This is a genomic window from Nocardioides pantholopis (assembly GCF_003710085.1).
Taxonomy (GTDB): Bacteria; Actinomycetota; Actinomycetes; order Propionibacteriales; family Nocardioidaceae; genus Nocardioides; species Nocardioides pantholopis.
The window spans coordinates 1,049,023-1,063,608 of sequence record NZ_CP033324.1 but is presented as its reverse complement, the minus strand read 5'-3'; the positions used below and the strand labels follow the sequence as shown (position 1 = coordinate 1,063,608).

Below are 14,586 nucleotides of genomic sequence, written 5' to 3'. Positions count from 1 at the left end.
GGCTCAGCGCAGGAAGGCCTCGGGGTCGAAGTCCTCGAGCGCGATGATGCGGACCCGCGGCAGCGGGACGTTGAACGCGCGGACGTCGTCCTCGAGGTCGTGCAGCTCGATGCCGAGGTTGTCGTACTGGATGCTGGCGTACTCGCGCAGCGCCAGCACGCCGACCCGGCGGTGGCCGTCGAGCAGCGGCCGCAGGTGGTCGACGAAGTCGGCGTCGTGGCTGCACAGCAGCACGTCGGCGTCGCGCTCGGCCAACGCGTCCAGCGTGCGCTGGATGCCGATGTCGACGACCTTCTCGTCGCTGCGCCCGGCCAGCGGCACCGGCCGATAGTCCATGGCCAGCAGGGCCTGGACGAAGCTCGCGGGCAGCTGGCCGTGGGAGGCGTTGAGGAAGAACAGGCCGGTGACCGGCTGGTCCCACAGCTCCTCGGCGTACGCCGTCACGCGCTCCCAGCGCGGCCGCTCCTCGGGCTGGGGACGCCGCCCGAGCAGGGAGTTGCCGAGCGTGGCGTCGATGTTCTCGCCGTCGACGAGGACGAACGTGCGCCGGCCCGGCTCGGGGCTCCCTGACCCTGGGTGCATCGCGCTCAGCAGCCGCCGGCCACGGCGGGCAGCACGACGACCTGGTCGCCGTCGGACAGCGGCGCCTCGAGGCCGCCGATGAACCGGACGTCCTCGTCGTTGATGTAGACGTTGACGAACCGGCGCAGGTCGACCTTGCCGTCCTTGGTGTCGATGAGGCGGTCCTTGATGCCCGGGTGGTTGGCCTCGAGGTCGTCGATCAGCGCGCTGAGGCTGGCGCCGTCGGCGTTCACGGCCTTCTCGCCGCCGGTGTAGGTGCGCAGGATGGTGGGGATTCGGACCTCGATGGCCATGGCGGGACTACTCCTCGGGTTGGGCTGCGTCGCCGTGCGAGTCGGTCGGGCGACGGGGTCGAGCGGGTCTGGTGCGAGCCGGCCGGTCAGGCCGGAGGGGGCAGCGTCGCGACGACGGCGACCTCTTCCTCGGTCACCTCGCCGTCGACGATGCGATACGACCTGAACTCCACCGGGCCGTCGTTATTCCCGTGCTCGCGGGTGCTGACCAGCACGTAGTGGGCGTTCGGCTCGCTGGCCAGCCCGATGTCGGTGCGGCTCGGGTAGGCCTCGGTGGCGGTGTGGGAGTGGTAGACGACGACCGGCTCCTCGTCGGCGGCGTCCATCTCCTTGTAGAGCGCGAACAGGTCCATCGAGTCGAACTCGTAGAACGTCGGGCTCCCGGCGGCGTTGACCATCTCGACCAGCCGCTCCGGGCGGTCGCTGCCCGCGGGGCCGGCGACGATGCCGCAGGCCTCGTCGGGGTGGTCCCGCTTGGCGTGCGCGACGATGGCGTCGTGGGTCGCCTGATCGATGGTCAGCACGCCTCCAGCCTAGGCCGTGGCCTCGCGGCCCCCGGCACCCGCCCGGCCCGCGGACCCGGGACGGCGGCCGGGCACGGCGGCACCCGGGTGTGGTGGGGCGCACGGACCGACCTAGGGTTCTGCCATGAACGAGCTGTCCTCCGACCTGGAGCCGCACTACGCCACGGTCCTCGCCCGCAACCCCGGTGAGACCGAGTTCCACCAGGCCGTCGCCGAGGTTCTGGAGTCGCTGGCGCCGGTGGTGCGCAAGCACCCCGACTACCTCCACCACGCAGTCATCGAGCGGCTCTGCGAGCCGGAGCGGCAGCTGATCTTCCGGGTCCCGTGGACCGACGACCAGGGCCGGGTGCAGATCAACCGCGCCTTCCGGGTCGAGTTCAACTCCGCCCTCGGCCCGTACAAGGGCGGCCTGCGCTTCCACCCCTCGGTCTACCTCGGCATCGTGAAGTTCCTCGGCTTCGAGCAGATCTTCAAGAACGCGCTGACCGGCCTGCCGATCGGCGGCGGCAAGGGCGGCTCGGACTTCGACCCCAAGGGCCGCAGCGACAACGAGGTCATGCGCTTCTGCCAGTCGCTGATGACCGAGCTCTACCGCCACCTCGGCGAGTACACCGACGTCCCCGCGGGCGACATCGGCGTCGGCGAGCGCGAGATCGGCTACCTGTTCGGGCAGTACAAGCGGATCACCAACCGCTACGAGTCCGGCGTGCTGACCGGCAAGGGCCTGGCGTACGGCGGCTCGCAGGTGCGCCGCGAGGCCACCGGGTACGGCACCGTCTTCTTCACCGAGCAGATGCTCGCCTCCACCGGCAGCTCACTCTCGGGCCGGCGGGTCGTCGTCTCCGGGTCGGGCAACGTCGCGATCTACGCCGCCCAGAAGGCTGCCGAGCTCGGCGCCCAGGTGGTGGCCTGCTCGGACTCCTCCGGCTATGTCGTCGACGAGGCCGGCCTCGACCTGGCACTGCTCAAGCAGGTCAAGGAGGTCGACCGCGCCCGCCTCACGGCGTACGCCGCGGAGCGCGGCAGCGCCCGCTTCGTCGCCGGCGGCAGCGTGTGGGACGTCCCCTGCGAGGTGGCACTCCCCTGCGCGACCCAGAACGAGCTCGACGACGCCGCGGCGCTGAAGCTGGTCGAGAACGGCGTGCTGGCCGTCGCCGAGGGCGCGAACATGCCCTGCACGCCCGACGCCGTGCGGCTCTTCCAGGAGCGCTCGGTCCTGTTCGCGCCCGGCAAGGCCGCTAACGCCGGTGGCGTGGCGACCAGCTCGCTGGAGATGCAGCAGAACGCCTCGCGGGACTCCTGGTCCTTCGAGCACACCGAGCAGCGGTTGCACGAGATCATGGTCGGCGTGCACGAGCGCTGCGCGAGCGCCGCCGACGAGTACGGCTCCCCCGGCAACTACGTCGCGGGCGCGAACATCTCCAGCTTCATCCAGGTCGCCGACGCGATGCTGGCCCTCGGCGTCGTCTGAGCACCCGCCCTACCGGACCAGGGCGTCCCCGACCTCGCGGCCGGGGGCGCCCTGGTCGTCCGCCGGGGGTCCGACCAGGGTCGCGGCGACACCCGCGCCCACCGCGAGCACGCCGGCCGCGGCCAGCAGGCCGGTGCCGAGGGTGGTGGCGCTGGCCAGCGGCACGAGGACCGCGAGCCCGACCGCCCCGCCGAGCTGCTGGGTGGTGGCGACCACGCCGGACGCGGCGCCGCCGTCCGCCTCGCCCGCGACCGCCATCGCCATCCCGATCACCTGCGGCATCGCCAGCCCGAAGCCGGTGCCGAGCAGGAGCATCGGGAAGGCCACGTCCCGCCAGAAGGCGCCGTCCGCGGGGAAGGCGGAGAGCACCACCAGCCCGACGACGAAGAGCACCAGGCCCGCCACCGCCACCCGCTCCGGCCCGATCGAGGCGGCCAGCCGCGCGGAGAGGCCGATCGAGGCCACCGCGATGGCCGCGGTCACCGGCAGGTACGCCAGCCCGGTGCGCATCGGCGACCAGCCCAGCTGCTCCTGCAGGTAGAGGCCGCTGAGGAACTGGAAGGAGAAGCCGGCCACCGTCACGCTCAGCAGCACGGCGTTGGCCAGCGCGAAGCGCCGGTGCGTCAGCAGTCGGCGGGGCACCAGCGGGACCCGGGCCGCGAGTCCCGCCCGCAGGCCGATGCCGGGCTGCTCCGGCACGGCCAGGAGCACGCCGGCGAGGACGGCGAGCGCGAGCGGCACGTTGACCCCGAAGACCCAGCGCCAGGACCCGAGGTCGGTGAGCGCGCCGCCGAGCAGGGCACCGGCCGCGCCGCCCGCGGCACCGACGAAGGCCAGCGCCCCGAAGGCCCGGGCCCGGCCCGCCGGCTCCGGGAAGAGTGCCGCCACCATGCCCAGCACCACGGCGCTGGCCAGCCCGCCGCCGACGCCTTGGAGCGCCCGGGCCGCGAGCAGGGCGGCCGGGCTCTCGGCGAGCCCGCACAGCGCCGTCGCGACCACGAAGACCGTGAGCCCGGCGGTCAGGACCCGCCGTGGTCCCACCAGGTCCCCCAGACGGCCGGCCGGCAGCAGCACCAGCGCGAAGGCGACGAAGAAGGCGTTCACGACCCAGGCCAGGCCGACCTCGGAGAGCCCGAGGTCGGCGCGGACGGCCGGCAGTGCGACGTTCACGATCGTGCCGTCGAGGATCACCATCAGCTGCACCGTGGCGAGCACGATCAGGGCCGGGAGCCGGGCACGGGTCGACGTCATGGAACGACCGTACCGAATTGTTTCGTGCGGGACTATCTTGTTTTGACCTACTACTCGGTCGGGCGTGGTTGCCGGCGGCGTACCGGAGCGGTGTGGGAGGGCGTCGCCCAGGGCCCCTGGGTGAGCACGGTCAGCGCCTCGAGGAAGGTCCGGCGGGTCGGCTCGTCGAGGACGCCGAGGGACGCCTCGACCGCCTCGTCGACCACGTCGTACGCCTGGGCGAGCAGGTCCAGGCCCTGCGCCGTGACCACGACGACGCGGGCCCGCCGGTCCGCGCTCGAGACCCGACGCTCGGCGAGGCCGGCGCGCTCGAGGCCGTCGAGGGTGACCACCATCGTGGTCTTGTCGAGCGAGGCGAGCTCGGCGACCTGGTTCTGGGTCCGCTCCTGCTCCGCGGCCTTCATCAGCACGCAGAACTCGCGCACGCTGATCCCGAGGTCGCTCAGCGCGTCGCCCAGCCGGGCGGCAAAGGCGTACGACGCCTGGTTGAGGAGGAAGGACAGGTCGACCCGGTCGACGCTGGTGCTCATAGGCCAACCGTAGGCGATCGGTCCGTCAGGGATGATCCGGACGCGGACCGAATCCGCCCGCTCAGCGCCCCGAGCGGTAGCGGGCGGCACACTCTCCGGAGAGCGCCGCCTCCAGGCGCGCACGCAGGTGCTCGTCCATCGGCGGCAGCGCGTCGAGCGGCCACCAGCGCGCGTCGGTGTTCTCGTCGTCGGCGGCGTACGGCGTGCCCGCGACCCACGAGCAGGCGAAGGTCAGGTCGAGGTAGCTGGCCCGGTCGCCGTTGGCGTAGGTGACCGGCGGGATCACGCCCACGGAGGCGAGTCGGTCCACGCTGATCTCCACCCCGGTCTCCTCCAGCGCCTCCCGGCGGGCGGCGAGCGCCGGCTCCTCCCCCGGGTCGATGATCCCGGTGACCGGCGCCCACTCGCCGTTGTCCGCGCGCAGGGTCAGCAGCACCGCGCCCTCGTGGACGACGACCGCGGTGACGCCCGGCAGCCAGAGCTCGTGGTCGCCCACCATCCGGCGCAGGTCGGTGACGAAGGGCGGGATCGGCACGGGGGCTCCTAGCGGGTGAGGGCGTTGACGAGGGTCTCCTGCAGGTAGCCGATCCACTCGTAGATGTCGTGGGTCTGCGCGCGGGGGTCCTCCTCGGGCAGCGACTCCCAGAACTCCTCGTCGTCGTCCTCGACGGCGAGCCGCGAGGCCAGCGCCAGGCGCAGGTCGTTGAAGCAGCGCAGCCAGCTCTCGGCCGCGGCCTCGTCGAGCTCGACGTCGATCATCAGGCGCTCGTCGGGCTCCGCCGGCAGGCCGGCCTCGGTGAGCGTGTCGATCACCGTGGCCGCCGAGCGGGCCTTGCCGTCGCGCAGCGCGCCCTCGGTGAAGCGCCGGAACTCCGCGGCCGCCTCCGGATCGTCGGGGTACGCCGTGGGGAACAGCCGGGCCAGCACCGGGTCCTCCGGCTCGGTGGTCGGACCGGAGAAGTCCAGGAGCACCTCGAGCGGGTCGCGCCCCGTGGTCGGGACGGCCTCCTCGTTGCGCAGCAGCTCGACCAGCTGCTGGGCCAGCGAGCGGATCAGGTCGGCCTGGAAGCCGGTGAAGTTCGCGATGATCCGCCGGCTGCGCCGGTGCCGGGCGAAGCCGCTCACTGCTTCTCCATCGTCGCCCACAGGCCGTACTCGTGCATCGCCTGCACGTCGCGCTCCATCTCCTCGCGGGTGCCGGTGCTGACCACGGAGCGGCCGTCCTCGTGGACCTCCATCATCAGCTTCTCCGACTTCTGCTTGGAGTAGCCGAAGTACTTCTGGAAGACGTAGGTCACGTAGGACATCAGGTTCACGGGGTCGTTCCACACGATCGTCACCCACGGCGTCGCCGGGAGGGTGACCTCGTCAGGGGTGAGGATGGGCTCGACCTCGGCCGGGGCGGACACGTCCCCCATGTTGGCACACCGACTTGGCACACTGACGCCGTGGCTCCCCCGACGGCACCCTCGACGGCCCTGCTCACCGACCACTACGAGCTGACGATGCTCCAGGCCGCCCTGGCGGCCGGCACCGCCGAGCGGCACTCGGTCTTCGAGCTGTTCCCCAGACGGCTCCCCGAGGGCCGCCGCTACGGGGTCGTGGCCGGCGTGGGGCGGGCGCTGGACGCGATCGAGGCGTTCCGGTTCGACGAGCCGGTCCTCGAGGCGATCAGCGAGATCGTCGACGCCCGGACCCTCGACTGGCTGGCGTCCTACCGGTTCTCCGGCGACATCTGGGGCTATCCGGAGGGCGAGATCTACTTCCCGCACTCGCCGCTGGTGGTGGTCGAGGCGCCGTTCGCCGAGGCAGTGCTCCTGGAGACCGTGCTGCTCTCGATCTACAACCACGACAGCGCGGTCGCCTCGGCCGCCTCGCGGATGACCCAGACGGCGCACGGGCGGCCCTGCATCGAGATGGGCTCGCGGCGCACCCACGAGGAGGCCGCCGTGGCGGCCGCGCGCGCGGCGTACGTCGCCGGCTTCGCCGGCTCCTCCAACCTCGCGGCCCGGCACCGCTACGGCGTACCGAGCAGCGGCACCAGCGCGCACAGCTTCACGCTGCTCCACGACAGCGAGCAGGACGCCTTCCGCGCCCAGGTCACCTCGCTGGGCCGCGGGACCACCCTGCTCGTCGACACCTACGACGTCGCCGAGGCCGTCCGGCTCGGGGTCGAGGTCGCCGGCCCGGAGCTGGGCGCCGTACGCCTGGACTCCGGCGACCTGGGCGCGCTCGCGCACGAGGTCCGCGCCCAGCTGGACCGGCTCGGGGCGCACGACACCCGGATCATCGTGACCAGCGACCTCGACGAGTACGCGATCGCCGCGCTCGCGGCGGCGCCGGTGGACGGCTACGGCGTGGGCACCCAGCTCGTCACCGGCTCGGGCCACCCGACGTCGGGCTTCGTCTACAAGCTGGTAGCCCGCGCCGACGACGCCGGCGAGATGGTGGCGGTGGCGAAGCGCAGCAAGGACAAGGTCTCGGTCGGGGGCCGCAAGTACGCCCTGCGCCGTCGCCGGGCCAACGGGGTCGCCGAGGCCGAGGTCGTCGGCGTCGGGGCGACCCCGACCGACGACGGCAACGACCGGCCGCTGCTGGTCCCGCTCGTGCGCGACGGGAAGGTCGTGGGCCGCGAGCCGCTGGAGGCGGCCCGCGAGCGGCACCTGCGCGCCCGCGCCGAGCTGCCCCGCGCGGCCCAGCAGATGTCGCGCGGCGAGCCGGTGATTCCCACGCTGTCGGTCTGAGGGGCCCGGCTTCCGGCTGGCCGGTTCGAAAAAACAGGTGGGGTGAGCCGACTCGGGCTGCTCACTTCGAAAAACAGGTGGGGTGGGCCGGCCCTTCTGGAACAACTGGTGGGGTCGGGGCGATTTCGAGCCCCGAAATCGCCCCGACCCCACCAGTTGTTCGTCGTGCGCCGGCGAGAGGCTGGCCCGGGGTCAGCCGGAGCCGGCCGCCCGCCCCAGCCGAGCCCGGAACCGGGCGGTCCCGGCCGGGGTGAACAGCGACTCGCGCAGCAGGTCGTGCCAGCGGGTGATCGTCCCCGGGTCGTGCGGCCGCCCGACCGCGGCATCGGCGTCGCGGAGGATGAGCACGCCCTGGTGCAGGACGTCCTCGCGGGTGTAGCCGTGCCGGCGGCATCCGGCCCGCTCCAGCCGCCGGTCCCGCTCCAGGTCGCGGCGCTGCTCGGCCCGCTCCAGATGGTGAGCGCCGTCGTACTCGTGGAGGACCCGGGAGCCGGTCAGCAGCAGGTCGGCCCGCGCCACGAACGCGCCGTCCTCGTCGCGCAGCACCCGCTGCGGCTCGACCCGGATGCCGCTCACCACGTGCAGAAGCCGCAGCAGCGTCTCCCAGGGCGACTCGGCCCGGCCGTCGGCGAGCGCCAGCGCCTCGCGCAGCCGGGGCGCCCCGCGCCGGTGCTGCCGGGCCACCCGCGCCAGCTCGGCGTACGACGCCTCGCGCCGCTGCAGCACGCAGTCGACGAGCACCACCAGGTCGACCAGCCCCAGGTCTCGGGCACAGGCCAGCAGCGTCTCGCCGGGCAGAGCCAGCCGGATGCCGTCGACCAGCTCGCTCTCGGGGATCGCCCGGTGCCGGCTCACGATGAGCCCGGCCCGCTCGGAGGCGTTCTGCGAGGTGATCTGCGCCGCCCAGAACGGCAGCGGCTCGGGCAGCGGCGGCAGCCACCAGCCGCGCGCCCGCGCGCTGGTGAGGTGCGTGAACGCCGCGAGCCTCGGCAGCAGCTCCGCGCAGGCCGCGAGGTCGGCCGACGGCGACGGACCGCCGCGGCGGTGCAGCCCCCACGCGACGCGCGACCAGCCCGCGCCCGGGCTGCGGCCGCGCACCACCTCCCGGGTTTCTCTCATCCCGCCACGGTCGCGGCGGGCGCCGACCCCCGCACCGGCCGGGCCCGCGCCTGGGGAGAAGCCCGGCCCCGAGGGCGCCGGTGGACGGCCGGCGGCCCGCTTCCGTGCCGGCACGGGTCCGGTCCGACGAGAAACTGGTGGGGTCCGCCGGCCTCCCCGGAACAACTGGTGGGGTCGGGGCGATTTCGAGCTCCGAATTCGGCTCGACCCCACCAGTTGTTCGCCGTACGCCACCCACCCCACCTGTTTTTCCTCGACGGTCGGCGCACGGACACCAGCCCACTAGGCTCACGCGCATGAAGCGGGCCCTGATCGTCGTCGACGTCCAGAACGACTTCTGCGAGGGCGGCTCGCTGGCCGTCACGGGCGGCGCCCAGGTCGCCCGGGACATCAGCGCGCTGCTGCGCGGCGGTGCCGGATACGACCACGTGGTCGCCACCAAGGACCACCACCACGACCCCGGCGGCCACTGGTCAGCGGAGCCGGACTTCGTCGACTCCTGGCCGGTCCACTGCGCGGTCGGGACGCCCGGCGAGGAGTTCCACCCCGAGCTGGACCAGGGCCCCCTGGAGGCGGTGTTCCGCAAGGGCGAGTACGCCGCGGCGTACTCCGGCTTCGAAGGGGCCGACCCGGACGGCACCGGGCTCGCCGACTGGCTGCGCCGCCACGAGGTGGGCGAGGTCGACGTCTGCGGCATCGCGACCGACCACTGCGTGCGGGCCACGGCGCTGGACGCCGCCGCGAACGGGTTCGGCACCCGGGTGCTCCTCGACCTGTGCGCCGGGGTGGCGCCCGCGACCACAACCGCGGCCCTGGAGGAGATGCGCGGCGCCGGGATCGACGTTGGCTGACCTCGAGGTCCGCCTCGAGGACGGCGCGCTCTGGCTGACCCTGAACCGCCCGGAGGTATTCAACGCCCTCAGCGCGTCGATGGCCGCCGACCTGGCCGCTGAGCTGGAGGGCGCCCGGGCCCGCGACGACGTGCGGGTCGTGGTGCTCACCGGGACCGGGCCGGCGTTCAGCACCGGGGCCGACCTGTCCGGGGAGGACGCCCCCGAGCGCTTCGACGTCCGCGCGCTCGACGCCGCCAACCGGATCATCCGGGCGATCGTGAACCTCGACAAGCCGGTGGTCGCCGCTGTCAACGGCGTCGCCGCCGGCGTGGGCTGCTCGGCCGCGCTGGCCGCGGACCTGGTGATCGCCGCCGAGTCGGCCTCGTTCCTCCTCGCGTTCGCCCGGGTCGGCCTGATGCCCGACGGCGGGGCCACGGCCACCGTCGCGGCCGCGGTCGGGCGGGCCCGGGCGATGCGGATGGCGCTGCTGGCCGAGCCGCTCTCAGGGCGGGAGGCGCACGAGGCCGGGCTCGCCACCCACGTGGTCGCCGACGACGGCTTCGCCGACCTGGTCGCGACCGTCGTACGCCGGCTGGCCGCCGGCCCGCCGCTGGCCCTCGCCGCCGCCAAGAAGGCAGTCAACGCGGCCACCCTCGACCAGCTCGAGGCGGCGCTGGAGCGCGAGCGCACCGGCCAGGCCGTCCTGCTGCGCACCGCCGACGCCGCCGAGGGCATCCGCGCCTTCGCCGAGCGGCGGCGGCCGGGGTTCCGCGGGGCCTAAGGGTCACCACCCTCCCCAACACTTGCTTGTCAGTGTGGCCGGACACCCGGCAGGCTCGCCAACAGCCCTGGGGAGGTACGCCGTGGACGAGCCCACCCGATCGCTGCGGGCCACCGCGCACCCGCTGCGGCTGCGGATCCTGTCCCTGCTGACCGGCGCAGACCTGAGCGCCGCCGAGGTGGCCCGGGAGCTGGGGGTCACCCATGCCAACGCCTCCTACCACCTGCGGCTGCTGGCGCGGGCCGGGGAGGTGATGGTCTCCGGGGAGGAGAAGGTCCGCGGCGGGGTGGCGAAGCGGTACCGCCACCGCTGGCGCGAGGTGGCCGCGCAGGAGGCCGAGCTGCCCGGGACGCGCAGCCTCGACGTCCGGGCCCTGGCCCAGGAGCTGGTACGCCGCCACGCCCTGCGCACCCCGGAGCACGGCCGGGGGTACTACTGCGACGCCGAGCTCTGGGTGGACGACGAGGTCTGGTCGCAGGCCCTGGCCCTGGTGGAGCAGGCCGGCGCGCTCGTGCACGACGCGGCGCGCCCGCCGCGCACCGAGGGGACGCGGCGGGTGAACCTGAGCATCGCGGCGTTCGGGATGCAGCCGTGAGCGAGCGCGGCCGGGCGCTGGCCCCGCTGCGCGAGCGCGGCTTCCGCTACTACTTCCTCAGCCGGGGCGTGAACATGCTCGGCTCGACGATGGCCGGTGTCGCCACCGCGTTCGCGGTGCTCGAGGTCAGCGACTCCCCCGGCGCGCTCGGCACCGTGCTGGCCGCGCACTCGATCCCGCTGGTGGTGTTCCTGCTCGCCGGCGGGGTGATCGCCGACCGGTTCGGCCGCACCCGGGTGATCCAGACGAGCAACGTGATGGCCGGTCTGTCCCAGCTCGTGATCGCCGGCCTGGTCGTCACCGGGACCGCCGAGATCTGGCAGCTGGTGGTCCTGACCGCGGTGAACGGCACCGCCGCGGCGATCAGCCTGCCCGCCCTCGGCAGCGTGGTCCCGGCCCTGGTCCCGCGCGAGGAGCTCCAGGCCGCCAACGTGCTGCTCTCGCTGATGCGCAGCAGCCTGACCGTCCTGGGCCCGTCCGCCGCCGGGGTCCTCGTGGTCACCCTCGGCCCCGGCTGGGCGCTCGCGATCGACGGGACCACCTACCTGCTCGCCGCGCTGCTCCTGCTCGGCGTGCGGATCCCCGCCCGCGAGCGCACCGGCGCGGAGGAGTCGATGCTCGTCGAGCTGCGCGACGGCTGGCGGCTCTTCGTCAGCACCACCTGGCTGTGGGCGGTGGTGCTCGGCTTCGCGCTCATCAACGCGCTGGAGAGCGGCGCCTTCTACACGCTCGGCCCGGTGCTGGCGAAGGCCGGCGACATCGGCGAGCGCGGCTGGGGCCTGATTCTCTCCGCGGAGGCCGTCGGGTTCCTGGTGATGGGGCTGGTGCTGGCCCGGGTCCGCCTGGAGCGGCCGCTGCTGTGGGGCATGCTCGGGATGCTCTGCGGGGCGCTGCCGCTGGTCGCGCTCGGCGCGACCGGCCACGTCGCGCCGGTGATCGTCGCCGCCTTCCTCGCCGGCATGGGGGTCGAGGCCTTCTCGCTGGGCTGGAACCTGGCCATGCAGGAGAACGTCCCCGAGGAGATGCTCTCCCGCGCCTACTCCTACGACGCCCTGGGCTCCTTCGCCGCGATCCCGGTCGGCCAGCTCGCCGCCGGCCCGATCGCCGCGGCGTACGGCGTGCAGCGCACGATCCTCGCGGCCGGGATCGCGTACGCCGTCGTGGTCGCCCTGGTGCTGACCTCCCGGGCGGTGCGGACCCTCCCCCGGGTCAGCTCGCCCACTTCGCCACGATCGCCCGCAGCACCGTGAGGTTGCGGTTCGTCGAGGGCCCCAGGGCCCTCTCAACGGTGGCGTTGGTCAGCCTCGCCTGGTGGTAGTTCTCGCCGAGCATCAGGTGCACGGCCCGGCCGCCCACCTTCGCGACCTCCTCGGCGGTGCTCCCCGCCTCGAGCTGCGCGACCAGGTCGGCCGACGGCTCGGCCTTGAGGAACGAGACGTAGTGCCGCCCGCCGTGCCCGAAGGCCTCCGCCTCGGCGAGCACCGCGCGCAGCTCGGCAGGGGTGAACACCATCGTCGGCACCTCGAACCCGGCCGCCTCGCGGAACGCGTCCTCGAGCGTGGTCTCGATCCGTGCCCGCGAGCGCATCGCTGTCTCGAAGCGGACGTTGCCGGTGTTGATGTGGGTGGCCACCCCGGTGAACCCGGCGCCCTCGGCCGCCGCCACGATCGCCTCCTTGGGGAACTTCCGGGTGGCACCCAGGTTGATCGCGCGCAGGAACCCGATGTACGTCGCCATGCCAGGCATTCAACCGCAGCGGGACCGCCGGCTCAGCCCCGACGCACCCGCTCCTCGTACGCCGCCCGGGCCGCCGGGTCGGCACCGGAGAGCGCAGCGTCGGCCCGGAACGCGTGGGCGAGCACGGACTGCACCCGCCGGGGCAGCAGCTGGGAGCCCTTCGCGACCGCCTGCGCGTAGCGCGGCACCCACACCTCGGCGCGCGGGCGACGCACGGTCGCCTCGATCACCCGGGCGACGTCGTCGGCGCTCACCGGCCGCACCCCGCGGGTGGCCGGGACCCCGGCGGCGAGCTCGGTGCGCACGATCGTCGGCAGCACCACGCTCACCTCCACGCCGTACGGCGCCAGCTCGGCGCGGGTGGCCTCGCTGAACCCGACCGCTGCGAACTTCGAGGCCGAGTACGTCGCGCCGTCGGCGAGCGCGACCCGGCCGACCGCCGAGGCGACGTTGACGACGTGGCCCCGGCCCCGCTCGACCATCCCCGGGACGACGAGCTTGGTGCCGAGGACCAACCCGTGCAGGTTCACGTCGACGATCCGGCGGGCCAGCTCGTCGGGCTCGGCCAGCACCGGGCCGAGCGGCATGATGCCTGCATTGTTGATCAGCACGTCGACCGGCCCGACCGCGGCCGTCGACGCCAGGAACGCCTCCCAGGAGCCACGCTCGGTGACGTCGAGCCCGGCGGCCACCACCCGCGGGCCGAGGGGCGCGGCGACCTCACGGGCCAGGTCCGCGTCGAGGTCGCCGACCGCGACCCGGGCGCCACGGCGGGCGAGCCGCTCGACGGTGGCCCGGCCGATGCCCCGGGCGCCCCCGGTGACGACGAAGGACAGGGTGCTGAGGTCCCGCTCACGCTGGCTCATGCGGCGCGAGCCTAGGGCACCGGGGCGCCCCGGGGGCCGCTCAGAGGTTGCCGCGTGCCGCCTGCTCGCGCTCGATCGCCTCGAAGAGCGCCTTGAAGTTGCCCTTGCCGAAGCCGAGCGAGCCATGCCGCTCGATGAGCTCGAAGAAGACAGTGGGCCGGTCGCCCAGCGGCTTGGTGAAGATCTGGAGCAGGTAGCCGTCCTCGTCGCGGTCCACGAGGATGCTGCGCCGCTTGAGCTCCTCGATCGGGACCCGGACCTCGCCGATCCGGCGCCGCAGCTCGGGGTCCTCGTAGTAGGAGTCCGGGGTGGCCAGGAACTCCACGCCGTTGGCGCGCAGCGCGTCGACGGTGGCGAGGATGTCGTTGGTCGCCAGCGCGAGGTGCTGGGCTCCGGGGCCGCGGTAGAAGTCGAGGTACTCGTCGATCTGGGAGCGCTTCTTGGCCACCGCCGGCTCGTTGAGCGGGAACTTCACCCGGTGGTTGCCGTTGGCGACCACCTTGCTCATCAGGGCCGAGTAGTCGGTGGCGATGTCGTCGCCGATGAACTCGGCCATGTTCGTGAAGCCCATGACCCGGCGGTAGAAGTCGACCCACTCCTCCATCCGGCCCAGCTCGACGTTGCCGACGATGTGGTCCAGCGCCGAGAAGAGCCGCCGCGGCTGGCCCGGCCGGGGCTGCCAGCGGCCGCGCCGGGCGACGTACCCGGGCAGGTAGGGGCCGTCGTAGCGGGACCGGTCCACCAGCGTGTGCCGGGTCTCGCCGTACGTCGCGATCGCGGCGGTCCGCACGGTGCCGTGCTCGTCGGTGCGGTCCTCGGGCTCGCTCAGGATCGTGGCGCCGGCGCGGCGGGCCTGGGCGATGCACCGGTCCACGTCGGGGACCTCCAGCGCGATGTCGACGACCCCGTCGCCGTGCCGGCGGTGGTGCTCGACGAGGTCGCTGTCGGGGTCCACCGCCCCGTTGAGGACGAAGCGGATCGAGCCGGAGCGCAGCACGAACGAGACGTGGTCGCGGTTGCCGTTCTCGGGGCCGGAGTACGCCTCGAGCTGCATCCCCCACGCGGACTGGTAGTAGTGCGCGGCCTGGGTGGCGTTGCCGACGACGAAGACGATCGCATCCCACCCGGTGACCGGGAAGACGTCGGCATCGGCGTCGTACTCCACGAGTCCGACGAGCTGGCGCAGCTGGTCGAGGGTCAGGTCGGCCTTGAGCTCGGCAGGGGTCAGCGACATGCTCGCAGGATGTGATCCGGGCGACA

The 14,586-nt window shown here is 73.6% G+C and carries 18 protein-coding genes; 6 read left to right on the top strand and 12 right to left on the bottom strand.

Translation table 11 applies throughout. From position 1 onward, the window contains the following. Positions 1–3: 3 nt before the first annotated feature. From EBO35_RS05055 to EBO35_RS05045, 3 genes are all read right to left on the bottom strand, one after another. Positions 4–582, bottom strand: coding sequence for an NYN domain-containing protein (locus EBO35_RS05055; RefSeq protein WP_122816753.1), 579 nt, complete (start codon positions 580–582; stop codon positions 4–6). A gap of 5 nt (positions 583–587) precedes the next feature. Then, positions 588–875: a MoaD/ThiS family protein gene (locus tag EBO35_RS05050; RefSeq protein WP_122816752.1), complete on the bottom strand. Its 288-nt coding sequence runs from the start codon at positions 873–875 to the stop codon at positions 588–590. Positions 876–961: 86 nt separating this feature from the next. Next, the gene (locus EBO35_RS05045) at positions 962–1,399 is read right to left on the bottom strand and encodes a Mov34/MPN/PAD-1 family protein (RefSeq protein WP_122816751.1); all 438 of its coding nucleotides are present in this window, start codon (positions 1,397–1,399) and stop codon (positions 962–964) included. 124 nt (positions 1,400–1,523) lie between these two features. Here EBO35_RS05045 and gdhA point away from each other — a divergent pair, with 124 nt between their 5' ends. Next, the gene (gene gdhA / locus EBO35_RS05040; protein WP_122816750.1) at positions 1,524–2,870 is read left to right on the top strand and encodes an NADP-specific glutamate dehydrogenase; all 1,347 of its coding nucleotides are present in this window, start codon (positions 1,524–1,526) and stop codon (positions 2,868–2,870) included. A gap of 9 nt (positions 2,871–2,879) precedes the next feature. Here the strand turns inward: gdhA and EBO35_RS05035 are convergent, their stop codons facing one another. The 5 genes from EBO35_RS05035 to clpS form a co-directional block, all read right to left on the bottom strand. Then, a complete protein-coding gene (locus tag EBO35_RS05035) occupies positions 2,880–4,121 on the bottom strand; it encodes an MFS transporter (protein ID WP_122816749.1) in 1,242 nt (413 codons plus the stop codon). 50 nt (positions 4,122–4,171) lie between these two features. Next, positions 4,172–4,651: a MarR family winged helix-turn-helix transcriptional regulator gene (locus EBO35_RS05030; RefSeq protein ID WP_122816748.1), complete on the bottom strand. Its 480-nt coding sequence runs from the start codon at positions 4,649–4,651 to the stop codon at positions 4,172–4,174. 61 nt (positions 4,652–4,712) lie between these two features. Next, the gene (locus EBO35_RS05025; RefSeq protein WP_122816747.1) at positions 4,713–5,186 is read right to left on the bottom strand and encodes an NUDIX hydrolase; all 474 of its coding nucleotides are present in this window, start codon (positions 5,184–5,186) and stop codon (positions 4,713–4,715) included. A gap of 8 nt (positions 5,187–5,194) precedes the next feature. Then, positions 5,195–5,776, bottom strand: coding sequence for a DUF2017 domain-containing protein (locus EBO35_RS05020; protein ID WP_122816746.1), 582 nt, complete (start codon positions 5,774–5,776; stop codon positions 5,195–5,197). Further along, positions 5,773–6,060: an ATP-dependent Clp protease adapter ClpS gene (gene clpS, locus EBO35_RS05015; RefSeq protein WP_241153870.1), complete on the bottom strand. Its 288-nt coding sequence runs from the start codon at positions 6,058–6,060 to the stop codon at positions 5,773–5,775. The genes EBO35_RS05020 and clpS overlap by 4 nt, the downstream gene beginning before the upstream one ends. Positions 6,061–6,099: 39 nt before the next feature. Here clpS and EBO35_RS05010 point away from each other — a divergent pair, with 39 nt between their 5' ends. After that, positions 6,100–7,395: a nicotinate phosphoribosyltransferase gene (locus tag EBO35_RS05010; RefSeq protein ID WP_122816744.1), complete on the top strand. Its 1,296-nt coding sequence runs from the start codon at positions 6,100–6,102 to the stop codon at positions 7,393–7,395. Positions 7,396–7,587: 192 nt separating this feature from the next. Here EBO35_RS05010 and EBO35_RS05005 read toward each other — a convergent pair whose 3' ends face one another. After that, positions 7,588–8,514, bottom strand: a complete 927-nt coding sequence (locus EBO35_RS05005) for a hypothetical protein (protein WP_164477809.1) — start codon at positions 8,512–8,514, stop codon at positions 7,588–7,590. A 296-nt stretch (positions 8,515–8,810) separates the two neighbouring features. Here EBO35_RS05005 and EBO35_RS05000 point away from each other — a divergent pair, with 296 nt between their 5' ends. From EBO35_RS05000 to EBO35_RS04985, 4 genes are all read left to right on the top strand, one after another. Then, on the top strand, positions 8,811–9,365 hold the full coding sequence (locus EBO35_RS05000) for a nicotinamidase (RefSeq protein ID WP_122816742.1): 555 nt from the start codon (positions 8,811–8,813) through the stop codon (positions 9,363–9,365). Next, entirely contained in the window at positions 9,358–10,128 is a 771-nt protein-coding gene (locus EBO35_RS04995) for an enoyl-CoA hydratase-related protein (RefSeq protein ID WP_122816741.1), read from the top strand. Before EBO35_RS05000 ends, EBO35_RS04995 begins: the two co-directional genes overlap by 8 nt. Before the next feature lie 82 nt (positions 10,129–10,210). Beyond that, entirely contained in the window at positions 10,211–10,723 is a 513-nt protein-coding gene (locus tag EBO35_RS04990) for an ArsR/SmtB family transcription factor (RefSeq protein ID WP_122816740.1), read from the top strand. After that, positions 10,720–11,973: an MFS transporter gene (locus EBO35_RS04985; RefSeq protein ID WP_122816739.1), complete on the top strand. Its 1,254-nt coding sequence runs from the start codon at positions 10,720–10,722 to the stop codon at positions 11,971–11,973. The genes EBO35_RS04990 and EBO35_RS04985 overlap by 4 nt, the downstream gene beginning before the upstream one ends. Here EBO35_RS04985 and EBO35_RS04980 read toward each other — a convergent pair. The 3 genes from EBO35_RS04980 to hppD are packed head-to-tail and all read right to left on the bottom strand — an operon-like array spanning position 11,933 to position 14,560. Next, positions 11,933–12,460, bottom strand: coding sequence for a DUF1697 domain-containing protein (locus EBO35_RS04980; RefSeq protein ID WP_122816738.1), 528 nt, complete (start codon positions 12,458–12,460; stop codon positions 11,933–11,935). The genes EBO35_RS04985 and EBO35_RS04980 overlap by 41 nt on opposite strands. A gap of 32 nt (positions 12,461–12,492) precedes the next feature. Further along, a complete protein-coding gene (locus tag EBO35_RS04975) occupies positions 12,493–13,326 on the bottom strand; it encodes an SDR family oxidoreductase (protein ID WP_122816737.1) in 834 nt (277 codons plus the stop codon). A gap of 40 nt (positions 13,327–13,366) precedes the next feature. Then, positions 13,367–14,560 (bottom strand): 4-hydroxyphenylpyruvate dioxygenase, encoded by a 1,194-nt coding sequence (gene hppD / locus EBO35_RS04970; protein ID WP_122816736.1) that lies wholly within the window; start codon positions 14,558–14,560, stop codon positions 13,367–13,369. Between the last annotated feature and the right edge of the window lie 26 nt (positions 14,561–14,586).

Excerpts from the sequence above, each read along its gene's own strand:
- EBO35_RS05055 (WP_122816753.1), bottom strand. The coding sequence starts at position 582 with ATGCACCCAGGGTCAGGGAGCCCCGAGCCGGGCCGGCGCACGTTCGTC.
- EBO35_RS05050 (WP_122816752.1), bottom strand. The coding sequence starts at position 875 with ATGGCCATCGAGGTCCGAATCCCCACCATCCTGCGCACCTACACCGGC.
- gdhA (WP_122816750.1), top strand. The coding sequence starts at position 1,524 with ATGAACGAGCTGTCCTCCGACCTGGAGCCGCACTACGCCACGGTCCTC.
- EBO35_RS05035 (WP_122816749.1), bottom strand. The coding sequence starts at position 4,121 with ATGACGTCGACCCGTGCCCGGCTCCCGGCCCTGATCGTGCTCGCCACG.
- EBO35_RS05030 (WP_122816748.1), bottom strand. The coding sequence starts at position 4,651 with ATGAGCACCAGCGTCGACCGGGTCGACCTGTCCTTCCTCCTCAACCAG.
- EBO35_RS05005 (WP_164477809.1), bottom strand. The coding sequence starts at position 8,514 with ATGAGAGAAACCCGGGAGGTGGTGCGCGGCCGCAGCCCGGGCGCGGGC.
- EBO35_RS05000 (WP_122816742.1), top strand. The coding sequence starts at position 8,811 with ATGAAGCGGGCCCTGATCGTCGTCGACGTCCAGAACGACTTCTGCGAG.
- EBO35_RS04980 (WP_122816738.1), bottom strand. The coding sequence starts at position 12,460 with ATGGCGACGTACATCGGGTTCCTGCGCGCGATCAACCTGGGTGCCACC.
- EBO35_RS04975 (WP_122816737.1), bottom strand. The coding sequence starts at position 13,326 with ATGAGCCAGCGTGAGCGGGACCTCAGCACCCTGTCCTTCGTCGTCACC.
- hppD (WP_122816736.1), bottom strand. The coding sequence starts at position 14,560 with ATGTCGCTGACCCCTGCCGAGCTCAAGGCCGACCTGACCCTCGACCAG.